General features: G+C 67.1%; 26 protein-coding genes and 1 tRNA gene. 15 read left to right on the top strand and 12 right to left on the bottom strand.

Features of this window, described 5'->3' with window-relative positions; all coding sequences use genetic code 11:
- The first annotated feature begins 286 nt into the window (after positions 1–286).
- Positions 287–1,294: an integron integrase gene (locus ACFWZ4_RS15290; RefSeq protein ID WP_439705527.1), complete on the top strand. Its 1,008-nt coding sequence runs from the start codon at positions 287–289 to the stop codon at positions 1,292–1,294.
- A 69-nt stretch (positions 1,295–1,363) separates the two neighbouring features.
- Here ACFWZ4_RS15290 and mfd read toward each other — a convergent pair whose 3' ends face one another.
- The 5 genes from mfd to ACFWZ4_RS15315 form a co-directional block, all read right to left on the bottom strand.
- The gene (gene mfd / locus ACFWZ4_RS15295) at positions 1,364–4,819 is read right to left on the bottom strand and encodes a transcription-repair coupling factor (RefSeq protein ID WP_439705528.1); all 3,456 of its coding nucleotides are present in this window, start codon (positions 4,817–4,819) and stop codon (positions 1,364–1,366) included.
- A 191-nt stretch (positions 4,820–5,010) separates the two neighbouring features.
- Positions 5,011–5,613, bottom strand: a complete 603-nt coding sequence (locus ACFWZ4_RS15300; RefSeq protein ID WP_439705641.1) for a GNAT family N-acetyltransferase — start codon at positions 5,611–5,613, stop codon at positions 5,011–5,013.
- A gap of 259 nt (positions 5,614–5,872) precedes the next feature.
- Positions 5,873–7,252 (bottom strand): PhoH family protein, encoded by a 1,380-nt coding sequence (locus ACFWZ4_RS15305; protein ID WP_439705529.1) that lies wholly within the window; start codon positions 7,250–7,252, stop codon positions 5,873–5,875.
- A 121-nt stretch (positions 7,253–7,373) separates the two neighbouring features.
- Positions 7,374–7,835, bottom strand: a complete 462-nt coding sequence (locus tag ACFWZ4_RS15310; protein WP_439705530.1) for a peroxiredoxin — start codon at positions 7,833–7,835, stop codon at positions 7,374–7,376.
- Between the two features lie 265 nt (positions 7,836–8,100).
- Positions 8,101–8,658, bottom strand: coding sequence for a glycine cleavage system protein R (locus ACFWZ4_RS15315; RefSeq protein WP_231324921.1), 558 nt, complete (start codon positions 8,656–8,658; stop codon positions 8,101–8,103).
- A gap of 201 nt (positions 8,659–8,859) precedes the next feature.
- Between ACFWZ4_RS15315 and dapA the strand changes: the two genes are divergently transcribed.
- Together dapA and ACFWZ4_RS15325 are read left to right on the top strand one after the other, a co-directional pair.
- On the top strand, positions 8,860–9,804 hold the full coding sequence (gene dapA / locus ACFWZ4_RS15320; RefSeq protein WP_439705642.1) for a 4-hydroxy-tetrahydrodipicolinate synthase: 945 nt from the start codon (positions 8,860–8,862) through the stop codon (positions 9,802–9,804).
- Between the two features lie 43 nt (positions 9,805–9,847).
- Entirely contained in the window at positions 9,848–10,426 is a 579-nt protein-coding gene (locus ACFWZ4_RS15325; protein ID WP_439705531.1) for a hypothetical protein, read from the top strand.
- Between the two features lie 241 nt (positions 10,427–10,667).
- On the opposite strand, the gene fdxA is transcribed toward ACFWZ4_RS15325, so the two are convergent.
- Both fdxA and ACFWZ4_RS15335 read right to left on the bottom strand, forming a co-directional pair.
- Entirely contained in the window at positions 10,668–10,991 is a 324-nt protein-coding gene (gene fdxA, locus ACFWZ4_RS15330; RefSeq protein ID WP_439665895.1) for a ferredoxin FdxA, read from the bottom strand.
- A gap of 185 nt (positions 10,992–11,176) precedes the next feature.
- Positions 11,177–11,252 (bottom strand) — tRNA-Glu (locus ACFWZ4_RS15335).
- A gap of 179 nt (positions 11,253–11,431) precedes the next feature.
- Here ACFWZ4_RS15335 and pcnB point away from each other — a divergent pair.
- The 4 genes from pcnB (at position 11,432) to panC (ending at position 15,119) form a co-directional block, all read left to right on the top strand.
- Positions 11,432–12,775, top strand: a complete 1,344-nt coding sequence (gene pcnB, locus ACFWZ4_RS15340; RefSeq protein ID WP_439705532.1) for a polynucleotide adenylyltransferase PcnB — start codon at positions 11,432–11,434, stop codon at positions 12,773–12,775.
- A 10-nt stretch (positions 12,776–12,785) separates the two neighbouring features.
- Positions 12,786–13,271: a 2-amino-4-hydroxy-6-hydroxymethyldihydropteridine diphosphokinase gene (gene folK / locus ACFWZ4_RS15345; RefSeq protein ID WP_439705533.1), complete on the top strand. Its 486-nt coding sequence runs from the start codon at positions 12,786–12,788 to the stop codon at positions 13,269–13,271.
- Positions 13,272–13,423: 152 nt separating this feature from the next.
- A complete protein-coding gene (panB, locus tag ACFWZ4_RS15350; RefSeq protein WP_439705534.1) occupies positions 13,424–14,254 on the top strand; it encodes a 3-methyl-2-oxobutanoate hydroxymethyltransferase in 831 nt (276 codons plus the stop codon).
- 19 nt (positions 14,255–14,273) lie between these two features.
- Positions 14,274–15,119 (top strand): pantoate--beta-alanine ligase, encoded by an 846-nt coding sequence (gene panC / locus ACFWZ4_RS15355; RefSeq protein ID WP_439705535.1) that lies wholly within the window; start codon positions 14,274–14,276, stop codon positions 15,117–15,119.
- Positions 15,120–15,202: 83 nt separating this feature from the next.
- Here panC and ACFWZ4_RS15360 read toward each other — a convergent pair whose 3' ends face one another.
- Positions 15,203–15,649, bottom strand: a complete 447-nt coding sequence (locus ACFWZ4_RS15360) for a DUF2147 domain-containing protein (RefSeq protein WP_439705536.1) — start codon at positions 15,647–15,649, stop codon at positions 15,203–15,205.
- 157 nt (positions 15,650–15,806) lie between these two features.
- Here ACFWZ4_RS15360 and apbC point away from each other — a divergent pair, with 157 nt between their 5' ends.
- The 4 genes from apbC (at position 15,807) to ACFWZ4_RS15380 (ending at position 18,751) form a co-directional block, all read left to right on the top strand.
- Positions 15,807–16,901, top strand: coding sequence for an iron-sulfur cluster carrier protein ApbC (gene apbC, locus ACFWZ4_RS15365; RefSeq protein WP_439705537.1), 1,095 nt, complete (start codon positions 15,807–15,809; stop codon positions 16,899–16,901).
- A complete protein-coding gene (locus ACFWZ4_RS15370; protein WP_439705538.1) occupies positions 16,898–17,452 on the top strand; it encodes an NADPH-dependent FMN reductase in 555 nt (184 codons plus the stop codon). Before apbC ends, ACFWZ4_RS15370 begins: the two co-directional genes overlap by 4 nt.
- Before the next feature lie 155 nt (positions 17,453–17,607).
- Positions 17,608–18,174 carry a dCTP deaminase gene (gene dcd, locus ACFWZ4_RS15375; protein WP_439705539.1) on the top strand — a complete coding sequence of 189 codons (567 nt, stop codon included), beginning with the start codon at positions 17,608–17,610 and terminating at the stop codon, positions 18,172–18,174.
- 94 nt (positions 18,175–18,268) lie between these two features.
- A complete protein-coding gene (locus ACFWZ4_RS15380) occupies positions 18,269–18,751 on the top strand; it encodes a hypothetical protein (protein ID WP_439705540.1) in 483 nt (160 codons plus the stop codon).
- A 71-nt stretch (positions 18,752–18,822) separates the two neighbouring features.
- Here the strand turns inward: ACFWZ4_RS15380 and ACFWZ4_RS15385 are convergent, their stop codons facing one another.
- Together ACFWZ4_RS15385 and ACFWZ4_RS15390 are read right to left on the bottom strand one after the other, a co-directional pair.
- Positions 18,823–19,239 carry an HIT domain-containing protein gene (locus ACFWZ4_RS15385; RefSeq protein WP_439705541.1) on the bottom strand — a complete coding sequence of 139 codons (417 nt, stop codon included), beginning with the start codon at positions 19,237–19,239 and terminating at the stop codon, positions 18,823–18,825.
- A complete protein-coding gene (locus ACFWZ4_RS15390) occupies positions 19,236–19,904 on the bottom strand; it encodes a dienelactone hydrolase family protein (RefSeq protein ID WP_439705542.1) in 669 nt (222 codons plus the stop codon). The genes ACFWZ4_RS15385 and ACFWZ4_RS15390 overlap by 4 nt, the downstream gene beginning before the upstream one ends.
- A 106-nt stretch (positions 19,905–20,010) precedes the next feature.
- On the opposite strand from ACFWZ4_RS15390, the gene rimO reads away from it, so the two are divergent.
- The 3 genes from rimO to ACFWZ4_RS15405 all read left to right on the top strand — a co-directional run bounded on the left by rimO (position 20,011) and on the right by ACFWZ4_RS15405 (position 22,631).
- Positions 20,011–21,348 carry a 30S ribosomal protein S12 methylthiotransferase RimO gene (rimO, locus tag ACFWZ4_RS15395; RefSeq protein ID WP_439705543.1) on the top strand — a complete coding sequence of 446 codons (1,338 nt, stop codon included), beginning with the start codon at positions 20,011–20,013 and terminating at the stop codon, positions 21,346–21,348.
- A gap of 6 nt (positions 21,349–21,354) precedes the next feature.
- The gene (locus tag ACFWZ4_RS15400; protein ID WP_439705544.1) at positions 21,355–22,149 is read left to right on the top strand and encodes a DUF3025 domain-containing protein; all 795 of its coding nucleotides are present in this window, start codon (positions 21,355–21,357) and stop codon (positions 22,147–22,149) included.
- Positions 22,150–22,226: 77 nt separating this feature from the next.
- Positions 22,227–22,631, top strand: a complete 405-nt coding sequence (locus ACFWZ4_RS15405; protein ID WP_439705545.1) for a YidH family protein — start codon at positions 22,227–22,229, stop codon at positions 22,629–22,631.
- Here the strand turns inward: ACFWZ4_RS15405 and greB are convergent.
- Positions 22,616–23,122, bottom strand: coding sequence for a transcription elongation factor GreB (gene greB, locus ACFWZ4_RS15410; RefSeq protein ID WP_439705546.1), 507 nt, complete (start codon positions 23,120–23,122; stop codon positions 22,616–22,618). The two genes, ACFWZ4_RS15405 and greB, sit on opposite strands and share 16 nt — an antisense overlap.
- Entirely contained in the window at positions 23,119–24,615 is a 1,497-nt protein-coding gene (locus tag ACFWZ4_RS15415) for a helicase HerA-like domain-containing protein (RefSeq protein ID WP_439705547.1), read from the bottom strand. The genes greB and ACFWZ4_RS15415 overlap by 4 nt, the downstream gene beginning before the upstream one ends.
- A 140-nt stretch (positions 24,616–24,755) precedes the next feature.
- Between ACFWZ4_RS15415 and ACFWZ4_RS15420 the strand changes: the two genes are divergently transcribed.
- On the top strand, positions 24,756–26,237 hold the full coding sequence (locus ACFWZ4_RS15420) for a transglycosylase SLT domain-containing protein (protein ID WP_439705548.1): 1,482 nt from the start codon (positions 24,756–24,758) through the stop codon (positions 26,235–26,237).
- The last annotated feature ends 54 nt before the right edge of the window (positions 26,238–26,291 follow it).

The raw sequence follows: 26,291 nt of genomic DNA on the forward strand, positions 1-26,291 counted from the left end.
CAACGCGCCGCATCTTGTAGCAGCGGTAGGCCGTAGAAGTACGTAGCGATGCATGCACCAAGAAGAACCGTCACCACCAGGATCGTAAAGATGATGGGATTCTTCAGAGGCATGCCTGCGGCCTAACTCAAAGTAGGTTTCAGATCGGGGTGTAATCGCGCAGCCTAACGTCTGTTTGCCTACATGCCCCTTCTGGTCGAGCCTACAACAATCAACGACTTCCGTGCCTGTGTGCAGCCTAATCCGGCAGCCTAATCTGGCCGTCTTTGGTGGACGGGAGTGGACCTTGGCATCCTTTCGCAAAGCGGATTGCGCGGCAAGCGCGGTGCCCGTGCAGCAACCGCGATTGCTGGACCAGGTTCGGCAGCGGGTCCGGCGGCTGGGCTTGGCCCGGAGGACTGAGGAGGCGTATGTCGGTTGGGTCAGGCGGTTCATTCTGGCCAACGGCAAGCGGCACCCTGCCGAAATGGGGGCGCCGGAAATCGAGCGATTCCTGACGGACCTCGCCGTGGAGGTCGGTGTTTCTGCTTCCACGCAAAACCAGGCGTTGTCGGCCTTGCTGTTTCTCTACAAGCAGGTGCTTGGGGTCGAGCTTCCTTGGCTGGATGGGATTGAACGAGCGAAAAAGCCGCAGCGGTTGCCGGTGGTGCTGACGCGGGCGGAAGTCGTCGCGTTGCTGGGCCAGCTCACGGGAACGCCATGGCTGATGGCGAGCCTGCTCTATGGCGCGGGGCTGCGCCTGATGGAATGCGTGCGCCTGCGCGTGAAGGACGTCGACTTTGGCAAGGCCGAGCTTGTCGTGAGGCAGGGCAAGGGTGGCAAGGATCGACGCACCATGCTTCCCTCCACGCTCATCGCGCCCTTGCAGGCGCAGATGGACGAAGCCCGCAGGATTCATCAGCGCGATCTGGATGCGGGATTCGGGAGGGTCTGGCTGCCCGATGCGCTGGCGCGCAAGTATCCGCAGGCCAATGCCGAATGGGGATGGCAGTATATATTCCCCGCGTCGGTGCGCAGCCACGATCCGCGCGACGGACGGGAGCGTCGGCATCACCTGGATGAGTCGCGCCTGCAGCGTGCGGTCAAGCAGGCGCGGTTGCGGGCGGGGCTGGCCAAGCCGGCGACCTGCCATACGTTGCGGCATTCGTTCGCCACGCATTTGCTGGAGGATGGCTATGACTTGCGCACGATCCAGGAGTTGCTGGGGCATGCCGACGTGTCGACCACTCAGATCTACACGCATGTGCTCAATCGTGGTGGGCGTGGGGTGGTGAGTCCCTTGGATCGGGGGTAGGGCTCGCAGGCCTTGCCGCGAACCCCGCCCCTCACCCCCGCCCTCTCTTCGCAGGAGAGAGGGAGTAGATCAGGCGGGGCGGCGCGCGCCGAGCTGCACGAGGACTTCCTGCGCGGCGCGGATGCGCTCGGTGGCGCCGGGAAGGTCCAGCGTGATCCTGAGCTTGTCCTGGCCGTCGAGTTTGTAGACGCGGGGCTGGCTCTGGATCAGGCGGATGATGGCCATCGGCTCGATCTCGGGCTTGTCGCGGAAAGTAATGCGGCCGCCGTTGGCGCCCAAGTCGAGTTTGCGGATGCCCAGCGGGGTGGCCATCAGCTTCAGGCTGGACAGGGCGAACAGGGTCTTGGTCGGTTCGGGCAGCAGGCCGAAGCGGTCGATCATTTCCACCTGCAGGTCGCGCAGGCCGTCCTCGTTCTTCGCGCTGGCGATGCGCTTGTAGAGGGTCAGGCGCGTGTGCACGTCGGGCAGGTAGTCGTCGGGGATCAGCGCGGGCAGGTGCAGCTCTACTTCCGTCTCGTGCTCGGACGAGAGGTCGAAGTCGGGCACCTTGCCGCTCTTCAACGCGCGTACGGCGCGATCGAGCAGTTCGGTGTAGAGGCCGAAGCCGATTTCCTGGATCTGGCCGGATTGCTCCTCGCCGAGCAGTTCGCCGGCACCGCGGATTTCAAGGTCGTGGGTCGCCAGGGTGAAGCCCGCACCCAGCTCTTCCAGCGAGGCGAGCGCTTCCAGGCGCTTTTCGGCGTCGGCGGTGATCGATTTGCGGTCGGGCACGATCAGGTAGGCATAGGCGCGGTGGTGCGAACGGCCGACGCGGCCTCGCAGCTGGTGCAGCTGGGCCAGGCCGAAGCGGTCGGCGCGGTTGATGATGATGGTGTTGGCCGTGGGAATATCGATTCCCGTCTCAATAATCGTGGTGCACACCAGCACGTTGAAGCGCTGGCGGTGGAAGTCGGCCATGACGCGTTCGAGCTCGCGCTCGGGCATCTGGCCGTGGGCGATGCCGATGCGCGCCTCGGGGATGAGTTCCTGGAGCTCGCGGGCGGTGCGCTCGATCGACTCGACCTCGTTGTGCAGGAAGTACACCTGGCCGCCGCGCGAAAGTTCGCGCTGGAACGCTTCGCGGATGGTCGCCGGGTCCCACACGCTGATGAACGTGCGCACGGCCATGCGGTGGGCGGGCGGGGTGGTGATGAGCGAGAGGTCGCGCAGGCCGGCCATGGCCATGTTGAGCGTACGCGGGATCGGCGTGGCGGTCATGGTGAGCAGGTCGACCTCGGCGCGCAGCTTTTTCAGCTGTTCCTTCTGGCGCACGCCGAAGCGCTGCTCCTCGTCGACGATCACCAGGCCCAGGTTCTTGAACTTGATGTCCGGCTGCAGCAGCTTGTGGGTGCCGACGATCACGTCGATCTGGCCGTCGGCCAGGCGCTTGAGCGCCTCGTTCACTTCCTTCGTCGACTTGAAGCGAGAGAGCACGTCGACCTTCACCGGCCAGTCGGCGAAGCGGTCGGCGAAGTTGCGGTAGTGCTGCTGGGCCAACAGGGTGGTCGGTACCAGCACCGCGACCTGCTTGCCGGCGGTGGCGGCGGCAAACGCGGCGCGCAGCGCGACTTCGGTCTTGCCGAAGCCGACGTCGCCGCAGATCACGCGGTCCATCGCGCGCGGGGCGGCCAGATCGACGAGCACGGCGTCGATGGCGTGCTCCTGGTCGGGTGTTTCCTCGAACGGAAAGCTCGTGCCGAATTCCTCGACCATGCCGCGGTCGATGTTGATCGATTCGCCGCCCCGCGCCTCGCGCTGGGCATAGATGGCGAGCAGCTCCGCGGCGACGTCGCGGACTTTTTCGGCCGCTTTCCTGCGTGCGCGTTCCCAAGCGTCGCCGCCGAGCGAGTGCAACGGCGCCAGTTCCGGCGCAGTGCCGGAATAGCGGCTGACCAAGCCCAACTGCGCGACCGGCACGTAGAGCTTGTCGCCCTTGGCGTACTCGATGACCAGGAACTCGCCTTCCATGCCGCCGAGCTCCATCGACACCAGGCCCTGGTAGCGGCCCACGCCATGGTCGACGTGCACGATGGGCGCGCCGACCGAAAGTTCGGTGAGGTCGCGGATGATCGCTTCCGGATCGCGGGCGGCGCCGCGGCGGCGCTTGCGGTCGGAGCGCACGCGCTCGCCGAAGAGCTCGCGCTCGGTGAGCACGGCGATGGCCGGCTGCTTGAGCGCGAAGCCCTGTTCGAGCGGAGCGACGCTGATCGCCAGTCGCGTGGCCGCGGTCGCGAGGAAGCCGTTCCAGCCGTCCACCGCGTCGGGCCTGAGGCCGGCGGCGGCCAGTGTTTCGGCGAGCGCCTCGCGCCTGCCGGCCGAGTCCGCCGCGATCAGCACGCGGCCGGGGTAGCTTTCGAGGAAGTGGCGTAGCGAGGTGCCCGGCTCTTCGCCCTTGCGGTTGAGCGGCACCTCGGGCGCGGGCAGCGTGCCCGAGTCGATGGCGTGCTCGTGGCCGGAGGGGACCACTTCAACGCGCAGGCGCCGGTTGAGCTGCTCGCGCAGTTGCTCGGGCGAGAGGTAAAGCTCCGGCGGCGGCAGTACCGGGCGCTCGATGTCGTGCGCGCGCTGGTCGTAGCGCTCGGCGGTACTCGTCCAGAACTGGTCGGAGGCCTCGCTAGCGCCTTCCCCCAGCACGAACAGGGCGCCGTCGCCGAGGTAATCGAACAACGTGGCGGTCTGCTTGAAAAAAAGCGGCAGGTAGTACTCGATGCCGCCGGGCGTCACGCCTTCCTTCATGTCCTGGTAGAGCGGGCAGCGGCGGATGTCGATCGGGAAGCGCTCGCGCAGGGCGGCGCGGAAGTCCTTGGCCGCGTCCTCGGTGAGCGGGAATTCGCGCGCGGGCAGCAACTCGACCCTGTCGACCGGCTGCTGCGAGCGCTGGGTTTCCGGATCGAAGCTGCGGATCGAGTCGACCTCGTCGTCGAACAGCTCGATGCGGTAGGGCTCGGCGGTGCCCATCGGGAAGATATCGATCAAGGCGCCACGTACGGCGTAATCACCCGGTTCGGCCACCTGCGGCACGTGGCGGTAGCCGGCAGCTTCCAGGCGTCGTTGTTCGGCAGCCAGGTCGAGCTTCTGGCCCTTCGATACGACCAGGCCCGCGCCGGTGATGTGCGAGCGCGGCGCAATGCGCTGCATCAGCGTGGCCACCGGCACCACCAATACGCCGCGGGTGACCGTCGGCAGGCGGTAGAGCGTGGCGATGCGCTGGGAGACGATTTCCGGGTGCGGACTGAAGATGTCGTAGGGCAGCGTTTCCCAGTCGGGGAAATGCAGCACGGGCAGGTCGCCGGCGAAAAGGCGCAGTTCGTCTTCCAGCGCGGAAGCCCGCTGGGTGTCGCGCGTGACCGCCACCAGCAGGCCGGCGTGGTCGCGCGCCGCTTCGGCGATCAGCAGGGCGCGCGACGAGCCGTGGGGCGAGGTCCAGAAGCGGCGCTGCTTGGGAGTGGTGGGGAGGGGCGGGTGGGGAATCGGGGGCATGGGCATGCTTGTCGCGCCGGGAAATCGCGGCGGAAAGCAGGGGAGTTTAGCGCGGACGGTCGTGGCTGCCGTGCAGGTGGCGCGTCGCCATCGCAGGAACCCCCTTGTGGGCGGTGCTCAGTGCATCGGCCAGAAGCATCGCCCCCAAGAAGGTTCCTGCCAGAGCCGTTGAACGACGCGGTGCGGTGAGGCGTCGTTCAGAGGCGCAAGGTGTTCTGCGCCACGCCGGGCTCGTCCGGCACCATACGCGAGGTAAAACCAAGTTCGCTGCACAGGCGCAGCATCGGGCGGTTCTCCACCAGGACATAGCCCCAGATCTCGGCCAGTCCGCGCTCGCGGCAGGTGGCGACCAGGCGACGCATCAGTTCGGCACCCAGGCCCAGGCGCGTCCATTCGCGCTCGACCAGCACGGAGAATTCGGCAGTGTCGGCGGCCACGTCGATGAATACGCGGCCCACGCCACGCAACTCCGCTGGCGACACGCCGTCGTCGACCAGCACGAAAGCCGCTTCGGTTTCCGGATCGATGTGGCACAGCCGCTGCGCCATCGGTTCGGGAAGCTCGGTCAACGAGTGCAGGAAGCGGCGGCGGATGTCCTCGGCCGGCAGACGCGTAAAGCATCGGCGCAGCGCCGCGACGTCGCCCGGTTCGATGGGACGCACCTGCAACAGGCGCCCGTCGCGTGTGGCGACGGGTTCTCCGGTGCTCGGCAGCGCCTCGGAGCGGGCGAAGCGCTGGTTGCTTCGTGGGGGCAGCGGAGTGCTACGGGTGGGGCTGGAGAAGTCGATGGCGGGCTGGATGGTCATGTCCATACTGTAGCGTATTTTTGCGCTGCAGCATGCGTGCGCAGCGCCGGGTGGGCGCTGTTATCCGTGACCCGATGCGCAGCCAACGTGAACAGGCAGGCGGGTGCCTGTGGGTAGCTTGCGGCGTTGCCGCAGGTGAAGTCCGGGTGCCGGGGCGCATCCTGTGTGCGGGCCGCGCAGCTGCGGGAGGGCCGCGGTCGCGCACAGGTGCGCTCCTGCAGTGGGGCGGCGGGCCGGCGAGCCCGCCCCCGGATCAAAGTGCTTCGGAGGCGAAGTCGGCCAGCCGCGAGCGCTCGCCCCGCCTGAGCGTGATGTGCGCCGAATGCTCCCAGTTCTTGAAGCGGTCCACCGCGTAGGTCAGGCCCGAGGTGGTTTCGGTGAGGTAGGGCGTGTCGATCTGCTCGACGTTGCCCAGGCAAACGATCTTGGTGCCGGGGCCGGCACGGGTGATAAGCGTCTTCATTTGCTTGGGCGTGAGGTTCTGCGCCTCGTCGATGATCAGGTAGCGCGAGAGGAAGGTGCGTCCGCGCATGAAGTTGAGCGAGCGGATCTTGATGCGCGAGGCGAGCAGGTCGTTGGTGGCCTGGCGTCCCCAGGAGCCACCTTCCTCGGGATTGGCGAGCACCTCGAGGTTGTCGGTGAGCGCGCCCATCCACGGCGTCATCTTTTCTTCCTCGGTGCCGGGCAGGAAGCCGATGTCTTCGCCGACCGAAACCGTGGCGCGGGTCATGATGATCTCGCGGTAGCGCTGCTGGTCCATGACCTGCGCAAGACCGGCGGCGAGCGCCAGCAGCGTCTTGCCGGTGCCGGCGGTGCCGAGCAGCGTGACGAAGTCGACGTCCGGGTCCATCAGCACATTCAGCGCGAAGTTCTGTTCGCGGTTGCGTGCGGCGATGCCCCAGACGCTGTGGCTGGGATGGCTGTGGTCGTCCAGCAGCACCAGCGTGGCCTGCTCCTCGTCCACGTGCATCACGCGCAGCTCGACACTGTTTTCGCCTGGCAGGAACAGGCACTGGTTGGGATGCCAGTCCTCGTCCTCGCGGTGGTCGACCTTGTAGAACGTCCGGCCGCGCTCGGACCAGGACTGCACTTCAGGATGACGGTCCCAGAAATCCTCCGGGAGTCCGGTCGAACCGGTGTAGAGCAGTGCGAAATCGTCCAGCGCGCGGTCGTTCTCGTAGTCCTCCGCATCGATGCCGTAGATCTTGGCCTTGATGCGCAGGTTGATGTCCTTGGTGACCAGGATCACCTGGCGGTCCGGGTGCTGGTCGCGCAGCTCGATCACCGCCGACAGGATCAGGTTGTCCGCCTTGCCGTGGCCGGCGGTCGCGCGCTGCTGGAAGTACAGCTTGCCCACCGCGCCACCGCGCTTGAGGTTCACGCCCTCGGGATTGGACAGCTCAAGCCCGTTGCTGATGCCGTGCCCGTTGCCGCGCACGATCAGCTCGTTGAGGAAGCGGCTGACCTGCCGACCGTTGCGCGAGACTTCCGAGGCACCCTTCTTCTTTTCGTCCAGTTCCTCCAGCACGGTCATGGGAATGAACACGTCGTGTTCCTCGAAGCGGAACAGCGAGGTGGGGTCGTGCAACAGCACATTGGTGTCGAGTGCGTAGATTCGCTTGCTTCCGGTCATGCGGAAGAGGCCTCGCTTCTGGTCGGACCAAAGAAAAGCGGCCTGGACCGAAGGGTCGCAGGCCGCCGGATGGCACGGCTCGCCGCCGTGCAAAGGGAGTGCTGGGAAATGAAGGAGTGCTTCACTTGGGTGGGATGGCGTCCAGTACGGCCTGGGCATGGCCCGGGACTTTCACGCCGCGCCACTCCTGCGCGAGATGGCCCTTGGGGTCGATCAGAAAAGTGCTGCGCACGATCCCCAGGTGGGTCTTGCCGTAGAGCATCTTCTCGTGGATCACGTCGAAGGCCTTGCACCAGGTTTCGTCGGTGTCGGCGATCAGCGGAAAGGGCAGGGCCTGCTTGTCGGCGAAGTTGGCATGCGACGTGACCGAGTCACGCGAAACGCCGACGATCTCGGCATTGCGCTTGCGGAAGTCGTCGTAGAGGTCCCGGAAATCCTGCGCTTCTGTGGTGCAGCCGGGGGTGGAGTCCTTGGGATAGAAGTAGATCACCACCCAACGGCCTTCGAGTTCGGAAAGTTCCAACTCGATGTCGTCGCCAGTGGTGCCGATCAGAGGGGGAATCGGTTTGCCGATTTCGGGCATGGGGTCTCCGCGAGGTCGGTCGAAGTACGGGCGCGCCGTGCGCCTTCGGGCGAAGACTAGCGCGCTCGCGGTGGCATGCAACAGGGTTGCCGGCGGCGGCGACTCGCGCGATGCTTGGGGCTTGCCGGGGCGACGTGTTTGTGCACGATGACGAGCCCTTGCGGGAGCCCCTCGTGCGTGACGGCAACGGCTTCGACAGTCGCGTGCATGGCCCTCGCGCCAGCCGGCGCTCGCGAGACCGCTCTCCCGCACATCGATGGTGCAGCTAGAACTTGACCGGATCCATGATCGCGTCGAGGTTGAGTCCGTCGCACAGTTCCAGGAAATCGTCGCGCAAGGTGGCGAGATGGATCTGGGAAGGGATGCCGATGGTGATCTGCGCCTGGAACATCTGCGCGCCGGTCTGCATCGCCTGGTAGCGCATCGAGCTCAGTTGCTCGACGCGGATGTCGTGGCGGCTGAAGAACTCCACCACCTTCACCAGGATGCCGGGGCGGTCGGCCGCCACCACTTCCACCAGGTAAGGCAGCAGCGACGCGTTCTGCTCGCGTGGGCTGGTGCGGTAATGCGACAGGCGCAACTCCTCGTCGCGGCCGAGCTTGGCCAGCGCCGTTTCCAGTTTGGCGATGGCGTCCCACGCACCGGCGGCAAGCATCAGCAGCGAGGTGTCGCTGCCGATGGTCGACACACGCGCGTCGGCCAGGCTGCAGCCGGCGTCGGCGATGCGCTTGGTCAGCGTAAGCAGTGGCGTGCGCGACGCCGGGGTGAGCGCGTGGATCAGCAGCTGGTTGTCGTTGCCGGCGCGCGCGGAGGGACGGTTCAAGGAGGGCTACCTTTCGGATCCCGCGGGGCGGCCTGCGGGCTCCGATGAGCTTACCTGCGATGCTCCGGGCAAGTCCACGGAAGCCTGTTCGGTTCGGTGCGGGACGCCGTGTCGTGGGCGACGCTTCCATTGCGACGCACCCTGGCGGGGCATGGCGCGCAGGCAGGCTCCTGGATGAGCGGGCGTGCGGCCTTCCACTGGATGCAGGCCGCCAGTAACATCCTCCGCTTGCCTTCAGGCCGGAATCGAGTCGTGGACATTCGTGGAAGCATCTGCGCGCTGGCGACACCGTTTGCCGCCGATGGCTCGCTCGACCTGGCGGCCTTCGGCCGGCTGCTCGACTACCAGCTCGCCGGTGGCACGCAGGCGGTGGTGGTCGCAGGGTCCACCGGCGAGGCGCACATGCTCGAGCATGACGAGTTCGACCGCCTGCTCGCTTTTGCGGTCGAGCGCGTCGCGGGCCGCGTGCCGGTGATTGCCGGCACGGGCGAGGCGGGCACAGCGTGCACCGTGGCGCAGACCCGCCGCGCCGCTTCGCTGGGCGCCGACGCGGCGCTCGTGGTCGCGCCCTACTACGTGCGACCGACCCAGGAGGGGCTGCGCCGGCACTTCCTGGAGGTTGCGGAGCACGGGGGCCTGCCGGTGCTGCTCTATAACGTGCCCACGCGCACCGCCTGCGATCTGTTGCCCGATACCGTGGCGCAGCTGCGCGACCATCCGGCCATTGTCGGCATCAAGGAGGCGGTCGCCAGCGAGGAGCGCATCCATGCGCTTGCGGAACTTGTGCGCGCGGATTTCGTCTACCTGTCCGGCGACGACGGCACGGCGGGCAAGGCCATGCTGGCCGGCGCGGCGGGTACCGTTTCGGTGGTAGCCAACCTGGTGCCGCAGGCATTCCGCACGTTGTGCGATGCGGCCACGGCGGGCGACCGGGAGGCGACCGGGCGCGCGCACGACCGACTTGATCCGCTGGTGCAGGCGCTCAACTGCGCGCCCAATCCGATCGCGGTGAAGGCCATGCTTCCGGCGCTGGGGCTCGGTTCGGCCAAGCCCCGGCTGCCGCTGGTGGAACTGGCCGACGGTCCGGACCGCAAGCGCCTGCACGAAGCACTGGCTGCTCTGGCATCCTTGGTGGCCGACGCCTGATCTTCCGGCCGCCGCTCGAATCCCTTTTTTCGGAAAACTCTCCATGAAGAAAACCTCGCTCGTCGTCACTCTGCCGGTCCTGGTCCTGGGCGGCCTGCTGCTTTCCGGTTGCGGCATGTTCCGCTCGCACAAGTCCTGGGAAACCGCGCGCCAGGAGGCCCCGCTGGAAATCCCGCCGGACCTGGACACGCCGCCGGCGAGCGACGCGCTGGTGATCCCGCCGCCGGGTGCGAACAACCCCACGGCCGCGGGCGTCACGGCTGATGTGGGCGGCGTAGGTGGCACGATCGCCGACGGCTTCGTGTTGCCCGATAGCGCGGACAACACTTATCGCCGGGTTGGCGAGGTGCTGGGCGATGTGGGCGAAGTCACCGCGCACGACGACGCCGCGCACACCTACACGGTCAACGTGACGGCCGCCGCGACCAAGAAGCGCGGTTTCTTCAGCCGCCTGTTCCACCGCAACGGCAAGGGTGATGCGGCCACCGCCGGCAACGCCGCGCGCCAGGTGCAGGTGAGCGTGACCGCCAGCGGCGACAACGCGAGCGAAGTGCGTGCGCAGGGCCAGGCCGCGGCAGTGGCAAAAGTGGTCGACACGCTGAAGGCAAAGCTCGGCGGCTGATTGCCGGTTCATCCGTTCTGCGCCAGACGCCGCCTTCGGGCGGCGTTTGTTTTTGGAGCTTCCGGCAAGGCCCTGCGACTTCGGCGCGGCGCGGCCTACGCTCAGACGAACGGGAAACTGGATAGTTGGGACGAGTCCGTTCGCGTTGGGAGTAGCCCGAAGAATGGAGTCGGAACGCCAACCACCCGCCGTAAACAAAAAAGCCGCCCGAAGGCGGCGTCTGCATGAACTGGCGGTTGGCTCAGCGTTCCAGCAGCTTGAGCTTGTCCGGCTTGCCTTCCCACTCCTTGGCGTCGGCAAGGCCATCCTTGCGCTCGGTGATTACCGGCCAGTCGCGCGACAGTTCGGCATTGATCGCCACGAACTGCTCCTGCCCGGCGGGCACGTCGTCCTCCGGATAGATCGCGTTGATCGGACATTCCGGCTCGCACAGGGTGCAGTCGATGCACTCGTCCGGGTTGATCACCAGGAAGTTCGGGCCTTCATGGAAGGCATCGACCGGGCAGACCTCGACGCAATCGGTGTACTTGCACTTGATGCAGTTGTCGGTGACGACAAAGGTCATGGAGGCGGCTTTAGTCGGCTTGTAGAGAAGAAACGCCAGGCGGCTCTGAGACTACCAGCCAGGGCGCGGCTCTTGTGAAGAGTGCGGCCATGGATGGCCGCTTCTGATCTGGCCGGAGACGGCCAAACTACAAGGTGCCGTTCGCTGGCCCGACTTCCGCAATCATGGAAGATTGCACAAATAAATGGCGCTCCCTACGAGGTTCGAACTCGTGTTCCCGCCTTGAGAGGGCGGTGTCCTAGGCCACTAGACGAAGGGAGCGCAGAGCTGCGAGGCGCGCTAGTATAGCGAAATTGTTTCGCCCGGCAATGCCCCGTGAAGACTTCTTCGCGCTGCCGTCCGGAACAGCCGCCGGCACTTCAAGCCGCGCGGACGGACCGCAGCGCGTTGCGCGGCGATTTGTTGCATCGGCGCCGTGCGCCGCCAAGGACCCAGACCGCTTGAACCCAGAAGCAAGGACTTCCGTCACGCCCGTGCCCGCGATCGTTCCCCGCGAGCAGCACGTGATTTCCCGCAAGAACATAAGCAAGGCTGCGTTACGCGTGCTCTACCGCCTGCACGACGCAGGCTACGACGCTTTCCTGGTGGGCGGGGCCGTGCGCGACCTGCTGCTGGGCGGACACCCGAAGGATTTCGACGTTGCCACCAGCGCCACGCCGGACGAGGTCAAGAAGCTGTTCCGCAACTGCCGCCTGATCGGCCGCCGTTTCCGTCTGGCGCACGTGGTCTTCGGTCCGGAGATCATCGAGGTGGCGACCTTTCGCGGCACCGGCGCAGACGATGCCGCCGAAGGTGATCGCCATATCGTCGACGGCCTGATCGTGCGCGACAACGTGTGGGGGTCGATCGAGGAAGACGCGGTGCGCCGCGACTTCCGCCTCAATGCGCTGTACTACGACATCAGCGATTTCTCGGTGCGCGACTACGTCGGCGGCATGCAGGACCTGCAGAACCGCGTGCTGCACCTGATCGGCGATCCGGCCACCCGCTACCGCGAGGACCCGGTGCGCATGCTGCGCGCGGCACGGCTGGCGGCCAAGCTCGACTTCACCATCGACCCGAAGGCATCCGCCCCGTTCGAGGAGTTGGGTCCGCTGTTGTGCGACGCGGCGCCAGCGCGGCTGTTCGACGAGTCGCTCAAGATGTTCCTGGCCGGAAACGGCTTGAAGAGCTTCCGCATGCTGGAGCAGTGCGGACTGCTGAAGTTCCTGTTCCCGGCCACCGCACGCGCGCTCAAGCGGGGCGACGAGGCGTTGCGCTCGCTGATCGAGCAGGGCCTGGCCAATACCGACCAGCGCATTGCCGAGGGCAAGTCGGTGACGCCGGCGTTCCTGTTCGCCGTGCTGCTGTGGGGCGAGGTGCGCGACCTGGCGCATGCCTGGATCGGCAAGGGTGTGGATGACGGCGAAGCGTGGGCGCGCGCCGCCGCGCACGTGGTGGGTGAGCAGTGCCAGCGCGTGGCGATTCCGCGCCGCTTCACCATCACGATGGAAGAGATCTGGTCGCTGCAGCCGCGCTTCGAACAGATCCAGCGCAAGCGGGTGTTCCGCCTGATGGCGCATCCGCGCTTCCGCGCCGCGTTCGATTTCCTGCTGTTGCGTGCGGCCGAATCGCCGGCACTGCGTGAACTGGGCCAGTGGTGGGCGCATGCGCAGCAGTTGCCGCAGGACGTGTTGGCGGGCGCCTTGCCGGCCAGCGCGAGTTCGACCGCCGCTGGCTCGACGGGCGCCGCGCCGCGCAAGCGCAGGCGCCGCAAGCCGTCGGGCAAGTCCGGTTCAGCCTGATCCAACGCGCATGACTCGCGCTTTCGTCGCGCTCGGCGGCAACCTGGGCGACACGCGCGCGATCCTGCGACAGGCGCTCGATGCGCTGGGCGCGCTGCCGCGCACGCACCTGGTGGCGCAGTCGCGCTTCTACCGCACGCCGCCGTGGGGGCTGCGCGAACAGCCGCCGTTTCTCAATGCCGCTGCAGCACTGGATACCGCCCTCGGGCCCCACGAGCTTCTCGATGCGTTGCTGCGGATCGAGCGCGACGCGGGCCGCGTGCGCGATGGCGAGCGTTGGGGGCCGCGGACGCTCGACCTGGACCTGCTCCACATGGACGGCCTCGTGCTGAACGACGATCGCCTGACCCTGCCGCATCCACGTATCGCCGAGCGCGCCTTCGTGCTGCTGCCGCTGGCCGAGCTCGCGCCGGACCTGGAGTTGCAGGGGCAGGGCCGGGTGAGCGACCTGCTCGCCAACGCCGATACCACCGGCTGCGACCCACTGCCCACGTAGAAGCCCGTTTTTGAGGCGATGCTCTTGTCCAGCTGGCGGGTCGGAACAAGACATCGCCCGCGAGCGGCCCCTGCAAGGTCTGACCATCGCGGCTTGGCCTTTGACGCCTGCCGGCCGGATAATCGCCCGCTAGCCATCCCCAAGGAACTGCCGTGTACGTGGACAACGCCAGCGTTCCCGCCCGCAAGCCGGTGACCGTGCCCGGCCTGCGCGCAATGAAGGCGCAAGGGCGCAAGATCGTCATGCTGACGGCTTACGACGCCAGCTTCGCCTGGCAGCTCGAGGCAGCCGGCGTCGATGTGGCGCTGGTCGGCGATTCGCTGGGCATGGTGGTGCAGGGCCATCGCAGCACGCTGCCGGTGACCCTGGAAGACATGGCCTACCACACGCGCGCGGTCGCTCGCGGGTTGACCGCCACGTTGCTGATCGCCGACCTGCCTTTCATGGCCGACCGTGACGTGGCGCATTCGCTGGAGGCGGCCGCGCGGCTGGTCGGCGAGGCGGGCGCGGCGGCGGTGAAGATCGAAGGCGCCGCGCCGCACATCCTGGATACCATCGCCATGCTCACCGAACGCGCCGTGCCGGTGTGCGCGCACCTGGGCCTCACCCCGCAATCGGTGCACAAGTTCGGCGGCTTCCGCATCCAGGGGCGCGAGCAGGAAGCGGCCGACCGCGTGCTGTCCGAAGCGCTGGCCGTGCAGTCCGCCGGCGCCGACCTGCTGGTACTGGAGGGCGTGCCCAGTGCGCTGGGCGAACGGATCACCCGTGCCGTGCAGATCCCGGTGATCGGCATCGGCGCCGGCCCGCATTGCGACGGCCAGGTGCTGGTGATCTACGACATGCTGGGCATCACGCCGGGCAAGCGCCCCAAGTTCAGCAAGGATTTCCTTGCCGGTCGCAATGCTGTGGGCGAGGCCATCGCCGCTTTCGCCGAGGATGTGCGCAGCGGCGCTTTCCCGGCGCCCGAACACTGCTTCGACTGATCTTCCGAGTACCGACGCCATGCAGACAGTGCAAGACGCCGCCGGTTTGCGCGCGGCCATCCGCGGCTGGCGGATACAGGGCCAGACGGTGGGCTTCGTGCCCACCATGGGCAACCTGCACGAAGGCCACCATTCGCTGATCAAGCTGGCGCGCGCGCGCGCCGATCGCGTGGTGGCGAGCGTGTTCGTCAATCCGACCCAGTTCGGACCCGGCGAGGATTTCGAGCGCTATCCGCGCACCCTGGCGCAGGACCAGGCCGGGCTCGCCGAAATGGATTGCGATCTGCTGTTCGCACCGGATGTCGCCACGATCTACCCGTTCGGTGCGGCGCAGAGCGTGAGCGTCCACGTGCCCGGAATCACCGACACGCTTGAGGGGGCGCATCGGCCGGGCCACTTCGATGGCGTGGCCACGGTGGTGTGCAAGCTGTTCAACCTGGTACAGCCGGACGTGGCCGTGTTCGGCCAGAAAGACTGCCAGCAACTGAAGGTGATCGAGCGCATGGTGCGCGACCTGTCGCTGCCGCTGAAGGTGCTGGCAGCACCGACCCTGCGCGCGGCCGATGGTCTCGCGCTGAGCTCACGCAACCAGTACCTGACCGAGGCCGAGCGCGCGCTGGCCCCGCAGATCCACCAGACGCTGCTGAAGATGCGCGAGCTGCTTGAGAAGGGCCATGCGCGCAAGGTGATCGAGCAGGTTGCCGCCTCGACGCTGGAGCGCGCGGGCTTCGAACCGGACTACGCGGTCATCCGCCGCGCCGAAGACCTGGCGGAGCCGGCCGATGACGAACGCCAGGGCCTGGTGGCGCTGATCGCCGCGCGCCTGGGCAACACCCGGCTGATCGACAACCTGCCGTTCGATTGATTCTGCAGGTTGGGCTGTAGGGTGGGCTCTAGCCCACTGCAAGTGGAGGGTGGGCTGAAGCCCACCCTACGGGATACGCGGCTTTACGGTTGCCGCTCCCACACCTGGCTGCGGCCCAGCAGCGCGAAGCCGATGTAGCCGTGCACGTCGAGCTTCTGCCCGCCTTCGAGCAGGCTCAGCTTGACCTTGTAGGTCTTGCCGTTGTGCGGGTCGAGGATCTTGCCGCCGTCCCACTCGTTGCCGTCGCGGCTCACGCCCCACATGATCACCATGCCCTCGACCGGCTGGTCCTTGCGCTCGCCTTCGCACTTGGTGCAGAGCGGGTGGGGGCCCTCGTCGGACTGCAGCACCTGCAGCACCTTGGCCTGCAGCTCGCCGTTCTGTTCGGTGATCTCGACGATCGACTTCGGCTTGCCCGTTGCATCGTCGATAGTCTTCCAGGTGCCGACCGGGGTGTCGGTGGCGGCATAGACGGCGGCGCTGCCGAGCAGCAGGCCCGCGAACAGCGCAAGGCGGAACAATGGCTTCATGGTTGTCCTCCCGTACGAAAGCGTACGGTGAGCAGACTGGCGAGCCGCCGCGAGGCCGTCAAGCTGCGATGCGCAACGTCCGCGACTGACCTGCATCAGGCGGCGCAGGGGTCGCCACTGGCATAATTGCCACCCCACGAACCGAAGCAGTTTCCCCATGAGCGAAGTGAACGAGGCGCGCGTGCGCCAGTTGCTCGGCGGCCTGACCGACCCGCATACCGGCGCATCCGTCGCCGATGCCGTGAGGGCGGTGGGCGTCGACGGTGCGCGGGTGTCGGTGGACATCCAGTTGGGCTATCCGGCCGGTTCGGTGATCGACGCTCTGGCCGAACGTGTTCGCCAGGCGCTGGAAGCCGATCCCGCGATCGATGCGGCTAGCGTATCCATCGCCAGCCGCATCCAGCCACACAAGGTGCAGGGCGTGCTGGCGCCGCTGCCGAACGTCAAGAACATCATCGTGGTCGCCTCCGGCAAGGGTGGCGTGGGCAAGTCGACGGTGTCGGCCAACCTGGCGCTGGCGCTCCAGGCCGAGGGCGCACGCGTCGGCGTGCTCGACGCGGACATCTACGGACCCAGCCAGCCGCGCATGCTTGGTATCGAGGGCAAGCCGCAGTCGCCGGATGGCAAGAGCATCATTCCGATGCAGGCGCATGGACTGCAGGCGATGTCGATCGGTTTCCTGGTCGACCCGGAAACGCCGATGATCTGGCGCGGCCCGATGGTCACCCAAGCGATGATGCAACTGCTCAACGACACCCGCTGGGACATGTTGGACTACCTGGTGATCGACCTGCCGCCCGGCACCGGCGACATCCAGCTCACGCTTTCGCAGAAGGTGCCGGTGGCCGGCGCGGTGATCGTCACCACGCCGCAGGACATCGCGCTGCTCGATGCGATCAAGGCGCTGAAGATGTTCGAGAAGGTCGAGGTGCCGGTGCTGGGACTGGTCGAGAACATGGCCACCCACGTGTGTTCGAACTGCGGCCACGAAGAGCACGTCTTCGGCAGCGGTGGCGGCATGCGCATGGCCGAGAAGTACGCGGTGCCGTATCTGGGTTCGCTGCCGCTGGACATCCGCATCCGCGAGCAGGCCGACGGCGGCACGCCCACTGTGGCGGCGATGCCGGACTCCGACCTGGCCGCGCGCTACCGCGAGATCGCGCGCAACGCCGCCGGGCGGCTCTCCCGGCAACCGCGCAACAAGTCGCTGGGGCTGGGCAAGATCGTGGTGCAGAACGCGCCCTCGGCATGAGGGCAGGGCGCAAGCGGGTCCTGTGTCTGTCCGGAAGCCTGCGCCGACGCTCGTCCAACACCGCGGCGCTGCAGGCGGCGCAGGCGCTCGCGCCTGACGGCCTTGAGCTGGTGCCGTACGACGGCCTGGGCGATTTGCCGCTGTTCAACCCGGACATCGAAACGCTCGCCGTGCCGCCACAGGCGCTGGCGCTGCGCGAGGCGGTCGGCCGGGCCGACGCGCTGCTGATCGCCTGTCCCGAATACGCCCACGGCGTCCCCGGCGCTTTCAAGAACCTGCTGGACTGGCTGGTCGGAAGCCTGGAGTTTCCCGGCAAGCCGGTGGCACTGCTCAATGCTTCCGGTCGCGGTTCGTACCATGCGCAGGAGGCGCTGGAGGAAATCCTGCGGACGATGTCGGCGCGCGTCCTCGGCGGCGCGTGCGCCACCGTGGCGTTGCCGGGCGCCGGTTGCGGTCGCGACGAAGTGCTGGCCAGCCCGGAGCGCTGCGCCGAACTGCGCTCGTTGCTGACCGCGCTGGAGCATGCGCTTGCCGCGAAGGCCTCACCGTAGGAGCGCCCTCGGGCGCGACCGCGATCTCCACAGGGTCGTGATCCACAGTCCGCCAGGAACGCGCGCCGACACAGAGACGGCTGGCGCCTCCACGGCCCGACCATGTATTTTCCCCGCTTTGCGCCCGACGAACGGGCCACCGATGGAGCGCGAGCGTGAGCATCAAGTCCGACAAGTGGATCCGCCGCATGGCCGAGCAGAACGGCATGATCGAGCCGTTCGAGCCGGGCCAGGTGAAGCTGCGCGACGGCAACAGACTGGTGTCCTACGGGACATCCAGCTACGGCTACGACGTGCGCTGCGCACGCGAATTCAAGATCTTCACCAACATCAACTCAACCATCGTCGACCCCAAGGCGTTCGATCCGGAAAGCTTCGTCGACATCCAGGCCGATGTGTGCATCATTCCGCCGAACTCGTTCGCGCTGGCGCGCACGGTCGAGTACTTCCGCATCCCGCGCAACGTGCTCACCATCTGCCTGGGCAAGAGCACCTACGCGCGCTGCGGCATCATCGTCAACGTGACGCCGCTGGAACCGGAGTGGGAGGGCCACGTGACGCTGGAGTTCTCCAACACCACGCCGCTGCCGGCAAAGATCTACGCCAACGAGGGCGTGGCGCAGATGCTCTTCCTCGAGTCCGACGAGGAGTGCGAAACCAGCTACAAGGACCGCGGCGGCAAGTACCAGGGCCAGCAGGGCGTGACCCTGCCGCGTACCTGAGCGGCCGCCTGAATCGCATCGGCCAAGAGCGGTCGACGTGTCTTTGCCCGGCGCTACACTGCGTCTGTTCCCAGGTTCGACCCAGGAGATCCCCATGACCCGCTTCACCACGATGTTCCACCGCGCTGGCGCCGCGCTCCTGTTGGGCAGCCTGCTGGTGCTCGGTGGCTGCCACGGCAACAGCGTCAAGGAAGAGGCCGCCATCGCCAAGGCCCAGACGGAGTTCGACGCCACCCTGGAGGCCTACAAGAGCGGCCAGTTCCTGGTCGATGGCGCCGTGCTTTCCGCGCTGGATACGGGCAGCCACTTCGCCTACCTGAAGGATGTCGGCAAGTTGCCCAAGACCGTGCTGCTGGTGCCCAGCGACGATTCGAAGATCCGCAAGGCGCACCTGCAGTTCATGGCGCGGATGGTGATCGACTACGGTTTCGCCGCGTACTACGACGACGACGGCACGCTCAAGAAGATCAACCCGGTCGAGACCAAGGCGCGCGCGCTGGAGGACTACCACGCCCCGGTCAAGATGAACGACGAGCAGCAGGACAAGAGCGCGGCCGGGCGTACCGATCAGTACTGAGCTGCGAATCCCGATGTGACAGGCGCCGCGTTGCAGGAGACCTTTGCGAGCTCCTGCAAGGCGATAGCGGGCTAGCGCGACAGAGCCTCGCGCAGGCGGTCGGGCAAGGCTTCCCGCCCGCGCTCCCCATAAGGCTCCGCCGGGCCACTGCCCCATACCGGGCCCGGCCACGCGACGTCCCCCTCGCGCCGCGCCACCACGTGCACGTGCAATTGGCGCACGATATTGCCCAGCGCGCCGAGGTTGAGCTTGTCGCACGGCACTACTGCACGCAGAGCGGCGCCAGCGCGATCGACTTCGTGCCACAGCAGCGTTCGTTCCGAAGGCGTGAGATCGGCGATCTCCACCAGTCCCGCGCGCTGCGGCACCAGCACCAGCCAGGCGAAGCGCGAGTCGTTCATCAGCAGCACATCGCACAGGTCCAGCCGGACCACCGGAAGCGTGTCGGCTGCCAGGCGTGGATCAAGCTGGAATCCGACGCTGCTCATGCGCCCGCCAATTGCTTGTCGAAGAAGGCCAGCGTGCGCTGCCAGGCCAGGGTGGCGCTGGCTTCGTCGTAGTGCGGGTCGTGGTCGCGATTGAAGGCGTGCCCGGCCGGATAGGTGAAGACGTCCATCTGCGGCAGCCGCTCGCGATGCTTGGCTACCGCTTCGGGCGGAATGCTCCTGTCGCGCTCGCCGAAATGGAACATCACCGGCGCCTTCGGCGTCTCCCCCAGGAAGGGCAGGTTGCGCGCACCGTAATAACTCACCGACGGCATGCCCAACCGCAGCGCGGACAGCAGCGCCACGGTGCCGCCCCAGCAGTAGCCAACCGTACCGATCCTGCCGGCCGAGGCGATCGCTTCGGCCGCGCTGGCGACGTCTTCCACCGCCCGCTCGAGCCCCAGTTCATCGACCAGCGCCTTCCCACGCCGCATGCCGCCCTCGTCGTACGGAAGCTCCAGGCCGCTTTCCAGGTGGTCGAAGAACGCCGGCGCGATCGCCGTATAACCCGCGGCCGCGAAGCGATCCGCCACCTCGCGGATATGCGCGGTGACACCGAAGATTTCCTGGACCACCACCACGCCGCCCTTGGGCTTGCCCTGTGCCCTGGCCAGGTAGCCGCCGATGCACTGCGTGCCGCTAGTGGGAATGTTGATCGACTGCCCCATGGACGGCTCCCTGCATGTTGCTGAAGCGCCAAGCATAACGGCCCGGTGGTGAGAGGCCCGCTCACGTATAATGGCCGGTTTTTACGGCACTTCTTTCGGTACTTTCATGTCGCAGGCCTCCCCCAAGATCGGTTTCGTCAGCCTCGGCTGCCCCAAGGCGCTGGTCGATTCCGAGCGCATCCTCACCCAGCTCAAGGTGGAGGGCTACGAGATCGTACCCAGCTACCAGGCGGCTGACGCGGTGGTGGTCAACACCTGCGGCTTCATCGACGCGGCGGTGCAAGAGTCACTGGATGCCATTGGCGAGGCGCTGCACGAGAACGGCAAGGTGATCGTCACCGGCTGCCTGGGCAAGCGTTCGGAGCTGATCCGGGAGGCGTATCCGGAAGTGCTCTCGATCAGCGGTCCGCAGGATTACGCCAGCGTGATGAGCGCGGTGCACACGGCGCTGCCGCCGCAGCGCAACCGGTTGCTGGACATCATCCCGGACACCGGGATCAAGCTGACGCCCAAGCACTACGCGTACCTGAAGATCTCCGAGGGCTGCAACCACCGTTGCAGTTTCTGCATCATCCCCTCGATGCGCGGCGACCTGGTCTCGCGGCCGGTCGACCAGGTGCTGCTCGAAGCGGAGAAGCTGGTCAAGGGCGGCGTGAAGGAGCTGCTGGTGATCTCGCAGGACACCAGCGCCTACGGCGTGGACCTGAAGTACGCCGAGCGCGAGTGGCGCGGGAAGGTGTATCGCACGCGCATGACCGAGCTGTGCCAGGGACTGTCCGAGCTGGGCGTCTGGACCCGCCTGCACTACGTCTACCCGTACCCGCACGTGGACGAGGTGATGCCGTTGATGGCCGAAGGAAAAATCCTTCCCTACCTCGATATCCCGTTCCAGCACGCGAGCCCGCGCATCCTCAAGCTGATGAAGCGCCCCGGCAACATCGACAGGACGCTCGAGCGCATCCGCAACTGGCGCGTCGCGGTGCCGGACATCACGCTGCGCAGCACGTTCATCGTCGGTTTTCCCGGTGAGACCGATGCGGAGTTCGAGGAACTGCTCGACTTCCTGCGCGAGGCGGAACTCGACCGCGTCGGCGCGTTTGCCTATTCGCCGGTCGAAGGCGCCCGGGCGAACGAACTGCCGAACCCCGTTTCCGAGGAGCTGAAGGAAGACCGGCTCGAGCGCTTCATGGCGGTCCAGGCGGAGATCTCCGCGGCCAAGCTGCAGCGCAAGCTCGGCCGCACGCTGACCGTGCTCGTCGACGAGGCTGGCCCCGAGGGCGTGGTGGCGCGCTCGGCGGCGGATGCGCCGGAGATCGACGGGTTGGTGCACATCGCCGACGGCCAGAGCCTCAAGCCCGGCCAGTTCGTACAGGTGGTGGTCGAAGGCGCCGACGAGCACGACCTGCACGCGCGCCTGGCGCAACCGTTGCTCAAGGTCGTCTAGCCGTCCATGCGTTACGTCGCGCCGGCGCGCGAGGCGGTTGATCCGGCGGTGTTCGGGCGACCGCCGCTGTCGGATTGGAGCGAGTACGCAGACCTGTTGCGCGGGCCGGGTTGGCCCATGCTCGACGCGCTCAATGCGCACTGGCCCGCCGGCTCGCGCGAGCGCTTCGTCGGGCAGACGCCGGCGCTGCTTGCCGACGGCCGCCATTACGAACAACGCATCGCCGAAACCGGTGTCATCGCCACTCGGGAGCGCAACTGGCACGATCTGTTCAACGCACTGGCCTGGCTGCGCCACGCGCCGCTCAAGCGTGCGCTCAATGCCCAGCAGATGGCTGAGATCGCGCGGGTTGGCACGAAGAGCCGCAGCCGTCCGCAGTGCGCGCTGACGCATTTCGACGAAGCGGGCGTGATCCTCGCGCTGCGCGATCCCACGCTACTGGCCTTGTGGGATGCACACGACTGGCATGGCCTGTTCTGGCGCCGGCGTGATGCGTGGCTGGACGGTTCGCTGGAACTGATGGTGTTCGGACATGCGCTGCTCGAACACGCGCTGACGCCGGATCGCTTGCTCGTCGGCAAGGCGATCGCGGTGATCGGGCATGAGGCGGCCTGCGAGCGGGTGGCGCAAGCGATTGCGCAAGGGCGCCTGTTGCGCGATCCGCAGGAGTTGCGGCCTCTGCCGTTGTCGGGGATTCCTGGATGGTGCGCGGGCAACGCGAGCGAGGCGTTCCATCGGCAGGCGGTCTGTTACCAGCCGTTGCGCCCGGGAAGGGTGTATCCCGAGCCGCTGCCGGACTAGGAGCGCGACCCGTCCACCCCACGGCCCGTTGACGCCGCTCCGGGCAAAGTGGCCCTCCCGCACGGTGGAGCGCCCGCGTGATCCCACGCTTCAACGACCACGCTGCCAACGAGCGCACCTACCTGGCCTGGGTGCGCACGGCGATCGCGGTGATGGCGTTCGGCTTCCTGGTCGAGCGTTTCGACCTGTTCATCACCTACGCCTCGTCGAACGCCTCGCGCGCGGCGCACAGGCTGCACATGCACCTGCGCCTGACCGAGTGGGTAGGGCTCATGCTGATCGTGTTCGGCGCGCTGATCATCCTGCTCGCGTCGGCACGCTTCCTGCGCAACCGGCGCGACATCGCCCACGAGCGCATGGAGGATTACGCCGGCCCGGTGGGCGAGAAGCTGCTGGCCGCGATCCTGGTGCTGCTGGGCCTGTTCCTGGTCGTCTACGTGGGCCAGGAACTGGCGGCGCTCGGTTCTCAGCCGGACGTGTAATCCACGGCCACCACGGCGAAGCGCGTGCGGCCAACCGGCAGCTCTGCCTCGAACTCGTCGTCGAGCTTTTTCTTGAGCAGCGCGCGGGCCAGCGGGGAATCGACGCTGATCCAGCCACGCTTCGCGTCGGTCTCGTCGGGGCCGACGATGCGATAGCGCACGGCCTCGCCGCTGTCGACGTTTTCCAATTCCACGCTGGCGCCGAAGAACACCGTCTCGCGGTCGCCCGGCGCGCCTTCGGCCACCTTGAGCAGGGGAATGCGCTTGCTGAGGTAGCGCACGCGTCGGTCGATCTCGCCCAGTTGCTTCTTGCGGTAGGTGTACTCGGCGTTCTCCGAACGGTCGCCTTCGGCCGCGGCCGCCGCCAGCGCCTTGACCACCTCGGGCCGCAGCGTGAGCCAGAGATGATCGAGCTCGGCCTTGAGCTTCTCGAAGCCCTCCCGCGTAACGATCGCGGTCGAGGAGGGCGCAGGAGGGCGCCAGCGGCTCATCGGCGGCTCCCGCCGAAGATGCCGCCCAACACGCCACGAAGGATCTGCCGGCCAAGCTGGCTGCCCATCGTGCGCACGACCTGCTTGCCCATCGTTTCGATCATGCCCTGACGGCGTTTGGTGCCGAGCAGCGCGTCGTGCACCGCGCCGCTCCAGGCGTTGCTCTCCGGTTCTTGCGAGCGGTTGGCAACGGCGGTGGCGTCGGCCGCTCTGGTGTCGGTGCGTCGGGCGAGCATTTCCGCCGCCGAGTCGCGATTGACGGCGGTGTCGTACTTGCCGCCCACCGGCGAGCGCTGGCGCACCGTGGCACGCTCGGCCTCGCTGATCGCGCCGATGCGGCAGCGCGGGGTGGTCACCATCACCCGCTCGACCGCGCAGGGCACGCCGCCCTCGCGCAATGTCGAGGCGAGCGCCTCGCCCACGCCGAGCTGGCCGATCGCCTCGGCGACGTCGAGCTTGGGGTTCGGTGCAAAGGTTTCGGCGGCCGCGCGCACGGCCTTCTGGTCGCGCGGGGTGAAGGCGCGCAGCGCGTGCTGGATGCGGTTGCCCAGCTGGCCCAGGATTTCGTCCGGCACGTCGTCCGGGTTCTGCGAGCAGAAGTACACGCCCACGCCCTTGGAGCGGATCAGCCGCACGACCTGCTCCACGCGCTGACGCAGCGCCGGCGGGCAATCGTCGAACAACAGGTGCGCCTCGTCGAAAAAGAACACCAGTTTGGGCTGCTCCAGGTCGCCCACTTCCGGCAACTGCTCGAACAGCTCGGACAGCAGCCAGAGCAGGAAGGTGGTGTAGAGCCGGGGCTTGAGGATCAACTGGTCGGCGGCGAGTACGTTGATGACACCGTGGCCGCTCATGTCCTGGCGCATCAGGTCGGCCAGTTCCAGCGCGGGCTCGCCGAAGAAGTTGTCTCCGCCGGCCTGCTCCAGCGCCAGCAGCGCGCGCTGGATGGCGGCAATGCTGGTCTTGCCGATCAATCCATACTGGGTGGAGATGTCCTTGGCGTTGTCCGCGGCGAAGGTGAGCAGGGCGCGCAGGTCGGCCAGGTCCAGCAGCAGCCAGCCCTGGTCGTCGGCCAGCTTGAACACGATCTCCAGCACGCCCTGCTGGGTGTCGTTGAGTTCCAGCACGCGGCCGAGCAGGGTGGGGCCCATGTCGCTGACCGTGGTGCGCAGCGGGTGGCCCTGCTTGCCGTAGAGGTCCCAGAAGATCACCGGATTGGCCTGCGGCTGCCAGTCGGTGAGACGGAGTTTCGATAGGCGCGCCTTGATCTTGTCGTTGGGCTCGCTTGCCGCCATCGCGAGCCCGGCCAGGTCGCCCTTGACGTCGGCCAGCACGCACGGCACGCCCAGCCGCGAGAACCCCTCGGCCAGCACCATCAACGAAACGGATTTGCCCGTGCCGGTGGCACCGGCGACCATGCCGTGGCGGTTTCCGTAGCGCGATTCGAGCGCGACTTCGGCGGTGTCGTTGCGGCCAATCAGAATCTCGGGCATGCAGGCGCTCCGTGCGTCGGATGCGCGATTGTAGCCAAGCGGATGCAGGTCGCAGTTCGTGCGTTCTGGCGGGCGCCGCGGTTTTGGCATCGGGTCTGCATGCGCTAAGGTGAATGTATTCCCGCCGTCAAGCTTTCGTCATGCCGCTGTCTACTCTTGCCCATCGTTTCCGCCTCGCGCCGCTGGCTGCCGGGCTCGTCCTGCTCACTGCCTGCGCCAGCGGAGGCGGCAGTCGCGCCCCGGGCGAGGTCAACGCGTTGTATGCGCAGCTCGATCAGGCCAGCAAGGGCTACGAGACCGCGCTGCAACAGGCGCGCGAGGGCGACGACCAGGCGTCCGAGCAGAGCCTCAAGGACTCGCTGGACAGCCTCAAGCAGGCTGCCGCCCGCTGTGGCGCCACGCCCGGTTGCGACTCTCAGCGCTTCTACTCGGTGTTCGACCGGCTGCTGCGCCTGAAGGACGGCAGCTTCTTCGCCGGTGACGACCTGGAAACCGTCGGCGAGGAAGCGCCCGAGGAGGCCGTGGCCGGCCAGGCCGGTGGTGTAGCCGCGCTGCCGCAGGCGCAGCGTGCGGTAACCCTGCTGCGTGGGCACAAGCTATCCGAACTGATCGCCATGAACGGCCCGGTCAAGGCCGCGCTGGAAATGTGGTTGACGCAGTGGCGCTCGAACCTGGTCGATACCTGGATCAACTACCAGTACATGCGCTACGAAATGTGGCCGCAGTACGACAAGGCCGACCTGCCCGAGGCGCTGCTGTTCGGCATCATGGCCAAGGAATCCGGCGGCAAGGTGCACGCCGTCTCGCGCTCCGGCGCCGCCGGCCCGCTGCAGTTCATGTATGCCACCGGCCTGCGTTTCGGCCTGAACAACCAGAGCGGTTTCGACACGCGTTTCGATCCGTCCGAGGCGGCGCGCGCGAACGCCGCATACATGGACGAGCAGCTGAAGGCGTTCAACGACAACCTCGAGCTTTCGCTGGCCGCCTACAACGGCGGCGAAGGGCGCATGCGCCGGATGGTCGGCGACAACACCGACGTGAGCTTCTACGACCCGACGATCTACAACCAGCTGTCGGAGGAAACCCGCGAGTACGTGCCCGCAGTGCTGGCCGCGGCGTGGTTGTTCCTGCATCCGGACAGCTACAACCTGAACCTCCCGAAGATCGACGGTGCACCGGGCCGCATCACGCTCAAGCGCCCCGCCTCGCTATCCGAACTGACCATCTGCATGGGCTCGGCGCAGGGCATGGACGATGGCTGGTTCCGCACGCTGCGCAACTTGAACCCGCGACTCAATCCGCAGGATGAGCAGCCGGCCGGCAGCCAGCTGCAGGTGCCGAAGGAACTGGAGTCGGTCTACGCATCGCGCTGCATCGATGGGCCGTGGCCGATCCTGGCGAGCGACCTGCATTCGGCGGTGGTGCCGGAGGTGGTCAAGCCGGAGCCGAAGCGTCCCGCGCATCCGCATTCGCGCTACGTCGTGCGCCGCGGCGACACGCTGCTGGGCATCGTGCACAAGCTGGGATGTTCGGACGTGCGCGAGCTGTCGGACATCAACGACCTGAAGCACCACCGCATCCGCGCGGGGCAGGTGCTGCGGTTGCCGTCCTGCCGGCGCTGAGGTGTTTGGGGCGGTGGGTTTAAGCCCACCCTATGCCCAGCAGCCCAAGTAGGG

This window comes from Frateuria sp. GZRe12, assembly GCF_051900535.1.
Lineage (GTDB): Bacteria > Pseudomonadota > Gammaproteobacteria > Xanthomonadales > Rhodanobacteraceae > Frateuria_A.

Excerpts from the sequence above, each read along its gene's own strand:
- ACFWZ4_RS15310 (WP_439705530.1), bottom strand. The coding sequence starts at position 7,835 with ATGCCCGAAATCGGCAAACCGATTCCCCCTCTGATCGGCACCACTGGC.
- ACFWZ4_RS15415 (WP_439705547.1), bottom strand. The coding sequence starts at position 24,615 with ATGCCCGAGATTCTGATTGGCCGCAACGACACCGCCGAAGTCGCGCTC.
- ACFWZ4_RS15380 (WP_439705540.1), top strand. The coding sequence starts at position 18,269 with ATGACCCGCTTCACCACGATGTTCCACCGCGCTGGCGCCGCGCTCCTG.
- greB (WP_439705546.1), bottom strand. The coding sequence starts at position 23,122 with ATGAGCCGCTGGCGCCCTCCTGCGCCCTCCTCGACCGCGATCGTTACG.
- ACFWZ4_RS15390 (WP_439705542.1), bottom strand. The coding sequence starts at position 19,904 with ATGGGGCAGTCGATCAACATTCCCACTAGCGGCACGCAGTGCATCGGC.
- mfd (WP_439705528.1), bottom strand. The coding sequence starts at position 4,819 with ATGCCCATGCCCCCGATTCCCCACCCGCCCCTCCCCACCACTCCCAAG.
- fdxA (WP_439665895.1), bottom strand. The coding sequence starts at position 10,991 with ATGACCTTTGTCGTCACCGACAACTGCATCAAGTGCAAGTACACCGAT.
- ACFWZ4_RS15370 (WP_439705538.1), top strand. The coding sequence starts at position 16,898 with ATGAGGGCAGGGCGCAAGCGGGTCCTGTGTCTGTCCGGAAGCCTGCGC.
- rimO (WP_439705543.1), top strand. The coding sequence starts at position 20,011 with ATGTCGCAGGCCTCCCCCAAGATCGGTTTCGTCAGCCTCGGCTGCCCC.
- ACFWZ4_RS15385 (WP_439705541.1), bottom strand. The coding sequence starts at position 19,239 with ATGAGCAGCGTCGGATTCCAGCTTGATCCACGCCTGGCAGCCGACACG.
- ACFWZ4_RS15420 (WP_439705548.1), top strand. The coding sequence starts at position 24,756 with ATGCCGCTGTCTACTCTTGCCCATCGTTTCCGCCTCGCGCCGCTGGCT.
- ACFWZ4_RS15360 (WP_439705536.1), bottom strand. The coding sequence starts at position 15,649 with ATGAAGCCATTGTTCCGCCTTGCGCTGTTCGCGGGCCTGCTGCTCGGC.
- panC (WP_439705535.1), top strand. The coding sequence starts at position 14,274 with ATGCAGACAGTGCAAGACGCCGCCGGTTTGCGCGCGGCCATCCGCGGC.
- ACFWZ4_RS15325 (WP_439705531.1), top strand. The coding sequence starts at position 9,848 with ATGAAGAAAACCTCGCTCGTCGTCACTCTGCCGGTCCTGGTCCTGGGC.
- apbC (WP_439705537.1), top strand. The coding sequence starts at position 15,807 with ATGAGCGAAGTGAACGAGGCGCGCGTGCGCCAGTTGCTCGGCGGCCTG.
- dapA (WP_439705642.1), top strand. The coding sequence starts at position 8,860 with ATGCAGGCCGCCAGTAACATCCTCCGCTTGCCTTCAGGCCGGAATCGA.
- folK (WP_439705533.1), top strand. The coding sequence starts at position 12,786 with ATGACTCGCGCTTTCGTCGCGCTCGGCGGCAACCTGGGCGACACGCGC.
- ACFWZ4_RS15305 (WP_439705529.1), bottom strand. The coding sequence starts at position 7,252 with ATGACCGGAAGCAAGCGAATCTACGCACTCGACACCAATGTGCTGTTG.
- ACFWZ4_RS15400 (WP_439705544.1), top strand. The coding sequence starts at position 21,355 with ATGCGTTACGTCGCGCCGGCGCGCGAGGCGGTTGATCCGGCGGTGTTC.